Below are 11,833 nucleotides of genomic sequence, written 5' to 3' on the forward strand. Positions count from 1 at the left end.
TTCCCACGCTCCCGCGTGGGAACGCAGCCCGTGACGCTCCGCGTCACCGGACGCGGAGCGTCCCTAGAGGCATTCCCACGCAGAGCGTGGGAACGATCATCCGTGTGTCTAGAAATGCCAGTTCAGGCTCAGGCCCACGCCATGCTGCTTCTCGCGGCTGGCCAGTTGTCCGGTGTAATCGAGGTTCACCCGCACGTCGCGGGTCAGTGCCAGGCTGGCCTGCACGCCGACCAGTGCGGCGTCGCGCACCAGTGGCGAGCTTTCGACCGTGTACGGCGCGCTGCCGCTGGCAAAACGCAAATGCTGTTCGGAGTCGATGTCGGTCAGGCTGTGCTGCCAGCCCAGGTGTCCGCTCACTTGCAGCTTCTGCGCGGACGGCAGGTCGAAGGTCTTGATCGCCCGCACGCCGAGGGTGCTCAACACCGCGTCGCGCTGGTCGCCGCCGCTTTTCAGCGCGGCGGCGTCGCCCTTCTCGGTGAAGCCGTCGGTGTCGAGGTGCACGTAGGCCAGATTGGCGAACGGCTCCAGGGCCAGCGGTTGCAGGTTCAGTCGATAAGCCGCTTCGCCGAATACCTGAGTGGTGGCGGCATCGACCTTGGCTTTTTGCCTGGCGCTGACGTTGCCGTACTGCAAGTCGCGTTTCACATCGGCGCGATGCCAGCTGTAGGCCGCGCCGGTGCTCAGGCGCCAGGCGCCGATGTCGTGACCGGCGTAGGCGCCGAGGTGATAGCTGTCGACTTTGGCTGAGGAATGCGTGCCCGAGCCCATGCTCAGCGAGCTGTCGCTGTAACCGGTGACCAGACCGATGCGGGTCTGCTCGTCCAGCGCTCCGTCGACACCGGCCAGCAATCCACCGATTGAGGTGCTGTAACCGGCGGTGTCGTGGCGCGAATCGGTGCTGCTCCAGGCGCCGAGGGCCTTGATCCAGCCATTGCTTTGCGTGGCTTGGGCGTCGTGCAGGCGTAAACCGATGGCGTCGCGCAGTTGGCGGCTGTCGTTGATCAGCACGGAGCCGAGGGCCGGATAGATTTCACCGCTCAACTGCTGGAACGCTTGTTGCGCATCACTGGTGGTGGCCGACAACAGCAGACTTTCGTAAACGGAATTGCCCGCGCCCAGTCCTTCGACGGCAGTGGCCACAGAGCGTTGATTCGGTGTCTGGCCGACGCTGGCGAACGATGTTGCGTTGCGCTCGACATTCAAGCCGATGCCGTTGTCGCTGTAGGCCAGGCTGCCACCGATGAACAGGTAATCCGGCAGCACCGCACCGAACCGACCCTGAATGCCACCCGCCGCTTGCAGAATGTCGTACTGCCGGCCGAGCAGGCTTCTGGCCTCGGTGGTGCTGAGCAGCGTCGTACTGTTTTCCAGCGACAGGCTCACGGTGGCGCCGTTGATGGACGCAGTGCCGCCGGCAACGATGCGGTCGCTGCTGGTGGGAGATAACTCCACGGCGTAGGTCGAACCAGGCGCGAAGGTCACGTCACCCGCCACGTTCAACGTGCCGATGGAATTGCCCGGAGCCACGCGGCCGCCGCTATTGGCGGTCAACGCGCCGATCCGCCCGGAGCCACCGAGGGTGCCGCCGTCGTTGACGGTCACGGCCGAAGTCAGCGAACCGTTCACCGTCAGCAGACCGCCATTGACCGTGGTCGGCCCGCGATAGCTGTTGTTACCGGTCAGAACCAGTCGCCCGTCGCCGGACTTGATCAGACTGCCCTGATACACCCGACTGGCAGCCGCTGCATCGCGAGCCATGCCCACGGCGTAATCGGTCTGATCCTGTTGACTGGCGCCGGCCGGCACGCCGTTCTGCCAGCCTTTGTTTTGCAGGGTTTGCTGCCAGGCGCTGTGTTCGGCGAGGTCTTCGCCCTGGCGCTGGATCAGCGCCTTGTCGCTGATGTCATTGCTCCAGACATCGCTCTGCCCGGCTGCCAGGTTGGCGTCGAACGCTCCGAGCAATTGCCCCGGACCGCGCATCGCCCGGTACAGGTTGGCTACGCCCCAGCCGACTCGCTCGGTGGGCGCGTCGGTCACTGAACCGTCGAGCTGGGTAGCGGTGGTCAGCAGCACTTCGAGAGCCTGCTGGTTATTCATGTACGGATAGCGCTCCATCACCAGCGCCAGTGCGCCGGTGGCGTGCGGCGCGGCCATCGACGTGCCGGACTTGATCGCATAACCGCCGTCGGGAATGGTGCTGTCGATCTTCGCCCCCGGCGTGGTGATGCACCAGTATTTGGCGATGCCGCACTGGTTGTACTTCTGCTGATTGCTTTGATCGAGCCCGGAAACCGCCAGCCAGTGGCCTTCCAGATCCGGCTGGAAGTACGGCAGCGCCGAGCGCACGCTGGCATTCGGGTAGCCGCTATTGCCAGCGCTGAACACGTTGATCACGCCTCGACGGGAAACATCCACTGCCGCATCCAGCCAGGTGCCTTTGTTCCAGTGCTGGGCGTAAGCGGCGTGCAAGTCCGCGAGGGTTCGGTAGCTGACATCCGGTGGCTGGCTGCCCCAGCTGTTGTTGATCGCCCGCACACCGGCATCGGCCAGAGCGTCGTACACCGCTTTGAAGTAGCGCGGATCAGGATTGGGGCCGAACAGGAAACTGTCGTTCTTGTTGGTGTTGCCGACGTAGATCTGCGCGTTGTACGCCACGCCATGCATGCCGGTGCCATCGCGGGATGCGCCCATGGTGCCGACCACGTGGGTGCCGTGGGAGTCGTTGTTCGGGTTGAGGGTGCCGTTGACATTGAACAGCGAGCCGTCGATATAGCTGCCGCTGGCCAGTACCGGGTGATAGCGGTCACGGGCGAACTCGGGATGGGCGGCGTCGAAACCGGAGTCCAGCGCGCCGATTTTCACGCCCTTGCCAGTGATGCCGGTGGCGTAGGCCTGATCGGCCTGCATCCGGTCCAGGCCCCAGTCACGCAGGAACTCGGCGCTGCGCCAACTGGCCGGATCGCCGGGTTGTCCGGATTCCAGGTACTGCGCCTGAGCCTGGGTCGAAGAAATCACAAGCAGCAGGGTGCCGACCGAAACCGGCTTGATGCGTACGTCCATGTTCACCACTCACTTTTATTGTTTTATGCAGGTTGATTCTGCGGTGTTGCCCATTCCCCTCACCCCAGCCCTCTCCCCAAGGAGAGGGAGCTGATCGAGGTGTCTTGCGTCATACATCGACCTGAAAAACCGGGTCGATGCTGGATTCGGTGACGCCCGATCAGGTCGGTGTACGTCCAAAATATCCCCCGATCAGTCCCCTCTCCCTCCGGGAGAGGGTTAGGGTGAGGGCCGCTCTGAAGCCATGCACATCAACGTCGAGCCACCCCAAACGCCTCATCCACCCGCGCCAGATCCTGTTCGCTCAAGGTGCCCGCGTAGTAATGCAACTTCGTCCAGGCCATGAGGTAGTCATAGCGTGCCTGGGCCAAATCACGGCGGGTGGTAAATAGTTGTTGTTCGGCGTTCAGTGCGTCGAGGTTGGTTCGCTCGCCACCGAGAATGCTTTGCTTGGTCGACACGACCAGCGCTTCGGCCGAGGCCAGGGCCTTTTGATAGGCGCGCAGCTTGTTGACCCCGGACAGGCACGCACTGAACTGGCGACGCAATTCGATCAGCGTCTCACGGGTCTTGCCGTCCAGTTCGTATTCGGCCTGTTCCATGGTGCGGCTGGCCTGGCGGGTCGAGGCCGACACGCCGCCGCCGGCATACAACGGCACGCTGACTTCGAAACCGATGGTGTTGGTTTCGTAACGCTGGTTGTAGGTGTTGCCGCTTTCCGATTCGTTTTGGCGCATCGTGGCGTAAGCGCTGACTTTCGGCAGGTGCCCGGCGCGGTTGCGCTCGACTTCGTACCGCGCCACTTCCACCGCCTGACGCTGGGACGCGAGGTTCGGGTTGTTGCTGACTGCCAGTTCGTGCCAGGTGTCGTAGTTGGCCGGCATCAAGGCGAATGTCTGGAAATTCTGATCCAGCGGTGCCAGATCACTGATGTCCATCGCCGGCACGCCTACCAATGCGCCCAACTCCCGTAGCGCGGCGTCCTGCTCGTCGCGGGCCTCGATTTCCTCGGCGGTCGCCAGTTCGTAACGCGACTCGGCTTCGAGGATGTCGGTGCGAGTGCCCTCGCCCTGCTTGAACATGTGCTCGTTCTGCTGGAACTGTTGCTCGTACGCCTTCTTCTTGGCCTGCGCGATGTCGATCTGATCCTGGGCAAACAAAGCCTTGGTGTAGTTGTCCAGTACGCGAACCAGCAGTTCCTGGCTCTTGCCGCGAAAGTTTTCGTCGGCAAACAGCGACTGGGCCACGCCTTTGCGATACGCCGCGTAGGCTTCGTAGTCGAGCAGCGGTTGTTGCAGGGTCAGGCTCGAGCCGTAGCTGCTGTAGTTGCGGTCATCGGTGCGATTGCGTGCGCGTTCGTCAAGGGACGTGGCTTTCGACGAGTTGCGGCCCTTGTTGTAGTTGTAACCCAGTTTCGGCAACAGGCCGGCGCGGCCGATGGCGCGGTTTTCAAGGCCTGCGTCGCGTTCCTTGATCGCGCCGAGGAACACCGGGTCATTGCGCAACGCCTGTTCGTAGATCTCGAACGGCCCCATGGCCGCCATTGCACTGTTGCCCGCGAGCAGCGCGAACGCTGCCGCCAGCATGGAAAGCTTATTCATACAGCCGAACATCCTTATTCTTCGGTCAACGCGGAACCGGCGCGGTCGAGCAGCGGCTTGAACAGGTAGTTGAGGAGTGAACGTTCGCCAGTGCGCACGAACATTTCCGCCGGCATGCCGGGCTTGATCACCAGACCGTTGAGTTTTTCCATGGCCTGATCGCTGACGCTGCTGCGCAACACGTAGTACGGCACACCGGTTTTCTCGTCGACCATCTGGTCGGCGGAAATCAGGCTGACTTCGCCGGGCACTCGTGGCGTCTTGCTCTGGTTGAACGCGGTGAACAGGATGTCGACCGGCAGGTGCGTGCCGACCTTGTCGATCAGGTTGATCGGCAGGTGTCCTTCGACTTCCAGGCGCGTGCCTTGCGGGACGATTTCCAGCAGGGTTTCGCCCTGACGCACCACGGCGCCTTCGGTGTGCACGCCGAGGTTGACCGCCACGCCGTCGGCGGTAGCAAGGATTTCGCTGTGTTGCAGGTCGAAACCGGCGGAAGTCAGTTGCTCCGACAGCGTGACGCTTTTCAGTTGCGCGTCGGCCAGTTGGGTGCGGACTTCCTTCTGGTATTCCTCACCGTGCTGTTGCAGCTTCAGGCGGGACTCAAGAATGCCCTGCTCCACCCGGCCACTTTCGCCGGTGTTTTCGGCCAGTTGTTGCTGGACCTGCGACAACTGGCGCTGGTATTCCATCAAGCGGTTGCGCGGGATGTACCCGTTGTCAGCCAACGGTTGCAGGTTGCTCAACTGTTGTTGCAGCGAGTCAGCCTGCGCGTTGAGGTCAGTACGGGCGCGGCGCATGCCGGCCAGTTGCGCGGTGGCGCCTTCGATGCTGGCGCGCAGGGCGGCTTGCTCGCGGGAGAACGCTTCGCGGCGGCTGCTGAACAATTGCCGCTGGCCTTCCAGCACCAGTGCCAGGCGCGGATCGGCGTTATCGCTCAGCTCGGCCGGAAACGTCACTTGCTTGAGGTTGTCACGCTCGGCCTGCCAGCGCGCCAGGCTGGCCCAGGCCATGCGGTATTGCGCCTGCAACGACTGCACGTCGGCGGCGACCTGGGTCTGGTCGAGGCGGAACAGCGGCTGGCCCTGCTTAACAATTTCGCCCTCGCGCACCAGAATCCGGCTGACCACACCGCTGCTCATCGACTGTACGGCCTTGCGCTTGCCCGACACCACCACGGTGCCTTGCACCGGAATGCCTTGATCCAGCGGCGCCAATGCCGCCCAGGTGAAGAAACTGCCGGCACCGACCAGCGCCAGAATCCAGCCCATGCGGGCGAAGAATTTTGCATCGCGCTCCGGGCGTTCGGTGATGTACGCGTGTTCCATCGTCGCTTCGTTTTGCGTGTTCATGCTCGCGCTGCTCATACACCCGAATTCCTTGTCGTCGGCTGATACTGTCGGCTCATGCTGAGCCCGGCCGGTGCTTGCGCAGGTTTTTCATTGTGTTGTGATGGGTTGCCGGGCTGATTGCCGGGCTGGTTTGCGGACAGCGCCTTGAGCACATCGTGGCTCGGGCCGAAGGCTTGCAGGCGACCGTCGTTGAGCACCAGCAGCTTGTCGGCCTGGGCCAGCACCGAAGAACGGTGCGTCACCAGCACTACGGTGGTGCCCTGGGCCTTGAGCTGCACGATCGCGCTGGACAACGCGGCTTCGCCGACGGTGTCGAGGTTGGAATTCGGCTCGTCCAGCACCACCAGGCTCGGGTTGCCGTACAGTGCACGGGCCAGGGCCACGCGCTGTTTCTGGCCGCCGGACAGACCGCTGCCATCCTCGCCCAGTTGGGTGTCGTAGCCTTGCGGCATGCGCAGGATCAGTTCGTGCACGCCGGCCTGTTGCGCGGCGGCCACAACCTTTTGCGGATCGGCTTCACTGAAGCGGGCGATGTTCTCGGCGATGCTGCCGCTGAACAGCTCGATGTCCTGTGGCAGGTAGCCGATGTACGGGCCGAGCTGATCGCGGTTCCAGCGGTGGATGTCGGCGCCGTCCAGACGCACCGTGCCGCCAAGCGCCGGCCATACGCCGACCAGCACACGCGCCAGGGTCGACTTGCCGGAGCCGGAGGCACCGAGCACGCCCAACACTTCACCGGCCCCCAGGTTGAAATTGACCATATGCAGAGTTGCGGCGCGCTGGCCGGGAGGACCGGCGCTGACTTGTTCGAAGGTGATCTGGCCTTTCGGCGCCGGCAGCGCCATGGCGTCATCGCTCGGCGGGAAGGCCTGCAGCAACGCATCGAGGCGACGGTAAGCCAGCTTCGCCCCGCTCCACTGCTTCCACACGGCGATCAACTGGTCGATCGGGCTCAGTACCCGACCCATCAGGATCGAGCCGGCGATCATCATCCCGGCGGTCATATCACCCTTGATCACCAACAGTGCGCCAAGGCCCAGCACCAGCGATTGCAGGCACAGACGCAAGGTTTTGCTCAGCGAGCTGATGACTGCGCCAGTGTCGCTGGCCTGATTCTGCAGGCCAAGAAAGCGCGAATGCACCTGGAACCAACGCTTGCGCAAGGCACCGAGCATGCCCATGGCTTGAATGGTTTCGGCGTTGTGCAGGTGGCTGGTGGCCAACTGGCTGGATTTCTGCGAGTAGCCGGCAGCTTCGCCCAGCGGCTTTTTGGTCATGTATTCGTTCAGGCACGCCAGCGCGATCAGCAGTAGCGCACCCGCCGTGGCCAGCACGCCGAGCCAGACGTTGAACAGGTAAATCACGAACAGGTAGACCGGGAACCACGGCGCATCAAAGAATGCGAACAGCGCAGGCCCGGTGACGAACTGGCGAATGTGGGTCAGGTCGCCCAGGGACTGCCCGGCGTTACCCTCGCCCTTGAACAGGTTGCGCTCGAAGGCCGCCTGATAGACCCGCAGGTTGAATCGGCGCTCCAACTGGCTGCCGATGCGGATCACGATAAAACTGCGCACCACTTCCAGCAGACCGATGAAGGCGAAGAAACCGACGACCATCAGCGACAGCATCGCCAGGGTGGTTTCGTTCTGCGAAGACAGCACCCGGTCATAGACCTGGAGCATATATATGGAGGGCACCAGCATCAGCACGTTTATCAATGCGGTAAAACATCCGACGCTGATCAGAATGCTTTTATAGTCACCCAAGGCCTTGAATAAGGGAGCAGTGGCTGGGGCCTTCGCCATCTTCATTGATTCTTCCTGAAATGATTGAACCCGCCCAAAAGTGACGAGCGCTCAATTGTTATTTCGCTTACCTGCGAGAGATGACTTGCAAGTACCCGCTTACATTTTCATAACAACTTTTTCGAATACTTATAACTGTCGGGTACTTCTTTATATTCGCTGCGTTATTGCTCGACACGCTTGAGCGTCACGATCAGACCCGACTTCAAAGTACTGGAATAAAGTCCGTCATGTTGTCGGCCGAAAAAAAGAATTCTGGAGCCTTCCTTGCCAGTGATCGAAAGACCGTCCGGATCGGGAAACCAGCCGATGGCGTTTTCCTGTAGCCAGGCGCTCAGACAGTCGGCGCCGTGGCCCAGTGTCTGGTTCGGCTCAAGGTCGATCTGGCAGGTGTTGGAAGGTTTGTCTTGCAGTGCCTGTGCTTCGGGAGCGTCATGGGCGGCGGTCAGCGTCGCCTGCCAGTGCCCGGCGAATACCGATGTATCTTCGAGTCTGAGGCTGCTTGCCATGGTTGTTTCTCCAGAAATCATCAGCATCGGCATGAAACAGGTGACTGCCATGCGGGAAAAAGGGTTTCGAATCATAGGAAATTTCACTCCGGCGTGTAGCCTTGCGCACGTAGCGAGACGAAGCAAGCGAAGAAAGCGGCGCATAACGCACCGCTTTCCCGTGTTACATCACGCCACGATATCGCTGGTGGCCGCCTGGCCAACGGTGCTGACCTGGAAATCAGCCACGCCGTGCCCGGAGAAGTCCACCGACAACAGGCTGTTGCCGCCCGAGGACGTCAGAACCGCATCACCCGCCGCGCCGGTGAAGGCGCTGACGAAGTGCAGGCCTGCGCCCTTGGTGATACCGGTCAGGTCGATTTTGTCGAGACCGCTGACGAAATCGAGGATCTGATCGATCGCACCCGGCTTGGAATCAGAGCTGGCCGCGAACACAAAGGTGTCCGAACCTGCGCCGCCCCACAGCTTGTCGGCGCCACCGCCACCCCAGATGATGTCGTTGCCGGCACCGCCCTTGAGCTCGTTGGCCGCGCTGTTGCCGATCAGCAGGTCGTTGCCCGAGCCGCCGATCGCGTTCTCGATGGTGACGCCCTTGGCGATGGACACATTACCCACCAGGCCGCCAACGTCGGAGAACGAGGCTTCATTGAGGTTGATCTTCTGGTTCTGGGTGAAACCCGAGAAGTCGAAGGTGTCCTTGCCGCCCGCATCCCACACCGAGAACACCAGCTTGTCGGCCGACGACGAGGCGCTGAGGAAATCGCGACCGGCGTTGGAGTTGAAGCCGTAGGTGGTGTCACCGGTACGGGTGGTCAGGTTGGCGCCGTAGAGCTTCTGGATCGCTGCGATGTCATCCATCAGCGGACCGGAGGAATAAGCTTCCACGCCGCCCTTGCTGAAGTTCTGGCTGGTGTTGCTTTCGCTCCAGTAGCTCATGACGCTGTAGCCGCGGGTGTCTTGCCCGTAGGTCGCGTCATTGTAGGTCGGGTTGCCGTTGCCGGCGTTGTAGTCGCCCGGGTGCGCCAGGCCAAGGGTGTGGCCGATTTCGTGGGTCAGGGTCTGACGACCGTAGTTGTTCAGATCCGGATTTTTGTTTTGAGTGTAGCCACTGTTGATCAGGTACCACGACGTGCCGTCGTAACCGGCGCCAGTGCCTGGCAGATAAGCGAACGCTGCAGCGCCATCCTGGCCACCGCTGTAGTTACCGAAGGTCATGTGGCCGTCACCGCCCGAGGCTTTCTCGGTGAAGGTGACGTTGGCCACATCGGCCCAGGATTGCATGGCGAGCACGGCCTGGGCTTTCTGTTGAGCACTGAACTGACTGAACCCGGTGATCCCGTGCTTGTTCATCGTGCTGGACGATGCCGAAGTCAGGAACGTGTAGGTGAGTTCGATCTTGCCGCTGCCATCCTTGTCCTGGTAGGCAGCGCCGTCGCGCAGCAACTGGGTTGCGGCCTGGTCGACGGAAAAAGAGGGTTTGCCATTGACCGTGAGGTTGCCGCCACGATCGTACTGATGGCTGAAGCTATTGATCTGGTTATACGCCGTGCTGGTTGCCGCCAGTGGTTCCGGCGCCGCGCCCAGCTGGAAAGCCTGTTCGGCGGTATCAATAGCGTTAGCTTTTACTTTCGACATAAACACACTTCCTTGTTTAGCAATGGAACAGTTTTTGTCCGATAGCGACAACCTCTGGCGAGATTGTCCTATCACTCGCCCAATGAAGGCGTAAGAAACCTGACACAATTTGAAATCTAACGTCTAGCGTTTTTTTAAGATCAAATTGAACTGTTCCGGAAAACTCCCGTAAACAAAGCGCGTGCTGCCGAAAGAAGTTTGTAAGTGTGGTGAATTTGCCTAATTGTCTGACGATTTCTTATTTAAATATTAAATATCGGTAAGTTGTTTTTTGTTAGCAACGTCTCACTTTGCTGCACTTTATCGGTGCAATGCCAGTGGTTTGATATCAAGTTGATCCAACAGAACATATTCAGGCGAGGGCTGTACCGCCCTCGCCTGTTTTCTTCAGCTGCCAGTACGAATCTTGTTCCACACCCGCGTGCGAATCCGGTCGATATTCAGCGGCATCGCTTCCAGTGCGAACAGCTTGCCCATCATTTCCGGGCTCGGATAAACCTTGGTGTCGTTCTTGATCGCCGGGTCGATCAGGCTGTCGGCCTGTTCGTTGCCATTGGCGTAGTGCACGTAGTTGCTGATGCCGGCCATTACGTCGGGCTGCAGCAGGTAGTTCATGAACGCGTAGCCGGCCTTCTCGTCCGGTGCGTCGGCGGGCATGGCGACCATGTCGAACCAGATCGCGGCGCCTTCCTTGGGAATCTCGTAGCCGATTTCGATGCCGTTCTTCGCTTCCTTGGCGCGGTTTTCCGCCTGCAGGATGTCGCCGGAGAAACCGACCGCCACGCAAATATCGCCATTGGCCAGATCGCTGGTGTACTTCGAGGAATGGAAATAGCTGACATAAGGCCGCACTTTCATCAGCAGCGCTTCAGCTTTCTTGTAGTCCTCGGGATTCTTGCTGTGATGCGGCAGACCCAGGTAGTTGAGCGCCGCCGGCAGCAGTTCCGGGCCGTTGTCGAGGATCGCCACGCCGCATTTCTGCAGTTTTTCCATGTATTCGGGTTTGAAGATCAGATCCCAGGAGTCGACCGGCGCGTTGTCACCCAGCACGGCTTTGACCTTGGCGATGTTATAGCCGATGCCGGTGCTGCCCCACAGGTACGGAAAGCCGTGTTCGTTACCCGGATCGTTGGTCTGCAAGGCCTTGAGCAATACCGGGTTGAGGTTCTTCCAGTTCGGCAACTGGCTCTTGTCGAGCTTCTTCAGCGCCCCGCCTTCGATTTGCCGCGCCATGAAGTGGTTGGACGGAAACACCACGTCGTAACCGGATTTACCGGTCATCAACTTGCCGTCGAGAGTTTCGTTGCTGTCGTAGACGTCATAGGTGACGCCAATGCCGCTGGCCTTTTCGAAGTTCTTGGCGGTGTCCGGTGCTATGTAGTCGGACCAGTTGTAAACCTTGACCGTATCCGCCGCCTGAGCGAGGGAGACGGCGAGCATCAAGGCTGCGAGTGCGAGGGTCTTTCGGATCATGGATCGATTCCTGTATTGGCTATTGTTGTTGGCAGGCAATCAAAAGGATCAAAACGTCAGAAAATCAGGACATAGGTCTTGCGCACGGTTTCTTCGATGTCCCAGATCCCGAGCGTGTTGGCCGGCAACATCAGTGCGTCGCCACCTTGTATGTGCAGGGGTTCGCAGCCGTCGTCCGGGGTGAACGTGCAGCGACCGGAAATGAAATGGCAGAACTCCTGAGCGGTGATCTGACGGCGCCAGCGACCGGGGGTGCATTCCCAGACGCCGGTTTCGACGCCGTCGTCGCGCTCGACGCTGGTGGTCGAGGCAATCGCCACCGGCGTGCCGAGCGGCACGGCCACCGGGTTGGATTCTTCCAGCTGCAACGTGGCGGTGTTCTTGAATTGGGTGATGCTCAT

8 protein-coding genes are annotated in these 11,833 nt (G+C 60.8%); all 8 read right to left on the reverse strand.

Annotated features, from left to right (window positions below; all coding sequences use genetic code 11):
• Positions 1-108: 108 nt before the first annotated feature.
• The 8 genes from CAF74_RS06325 to CAF74_RS06360 all read right to left on the reverse strand — a co-directional run bounded on the left by CAF74_RS06325 (position 109) and on the right by CAF74_RS06360 (position 11,833).
• Positions 109-3,060: an autotransporter serine protease gene (locus CAF74_RS06325; protein WP_085745719.1), complete on the reverse strand. Its 2,952-nt coding sequence runs from the start codon at positions 3,058-3,060 to the stop codon at positions 109-111.
• A gap of 251 nt (positions 3,061-3,311) precedes the next feature.
• The gene (locus CAF74_RS06330) at positions 3,312-4,673 is read right to left on the reverse strand and encodes a TolC family outer membrane protein (RefSeq protein WP_085745720.1); all 1,362 of its coding nucleotides are present in this window, start codon (positions 4,671-4,673) and stop codon (positions 3,312-3,314) included.
• A 2-nt stretch (positions 4,674-4,675) separates the two neighbouring features.
• On the reverse strand, positions 4,676-6,025 hold the full coding sequence (locus CAF74_RS06335) for an HlyD family type I secretion periplasmic adaptor subunit (RefSeq protein ID WP_085603749.1): 1,350 nt from the start codon (positions 6,023-6,025) through the stop codon (positions 4,676-4,678).
• A complete protein-coding gene (locus CAF74_RS06340; RefSeq protein WP_085745721.1) occupies positions 6,022-7,821 on the reverse strand; it encodes a type I secretion system permease/ATPase in 1,800 nt (599 codons plus the stop codon). The genes CAF74_RS06335 and CAF74_RS06340 overlap by 4 nt, the downstream gene beginning before the upstream one ends.
• Before the next feature lie 158 nt (positions 7,822-7,979).
• Positions 7,980-8,399 carry an AprI/Inh family metalloprotease inhibitor gene (locus CAF74_RS06345; RefSeq protein WP_176240478.1) on the reverse strand — a complete coding sequence of 140 codons (420 nt, stop codon included), beginning with the start codon at positions 8,397-8,399 and terminating at the stop codon, positions 7,980-7,982.
• Between the two features lie 93 nt (positions 8,400-8,492).
• Positions 8,493-9,959 carry a serralysin family metalloprotease gene (locus tag CAF74_RS06350; RefSeq protein ID WP_085745723.1) on the reverse strand — a complete coding sequence of 489 codons (1,467 nt, stop codon included), beginning with the start codon at positions 9,957-9,959 and terminating at the stop codon, positions 8,493-8,495.
• 387 nt (positions 9,960-10,346) lie between these two features.
• On the reverse strand, positions 10,347-11,432 hold the full coding sequence (locus tag CAF74_RS06355; protein ID WP_085745724.1) for a polyamine ABC transporter substrate-binding protein: 1,086 nt from the start codon (positions 11,430-11,432) through the stop codon (positions 10,347-10,349).
• Between the two features lie 56 nt (positions 11,433-11,488).
• A complete protein-coding gene (locus CAF74_RS06360) occupies positions 11,489-11,833 on the reverse strand; it encodes a cupin domain-containing protein (protein WP_085745725.1) in 345 nt (114 codons plus the stop codon).

The sequence above is a fragment of the Pseudomonas sp. R45(2017) genome (genome assembly GCF_002112305.1).
Lineage (GTDB): Bacteria > Pseudomonadota > Gammaproteobacteria > Pseudomonadales > Pseudomonadaceae > Aquipseudomonas > Aquipseudomonas paraglycinae.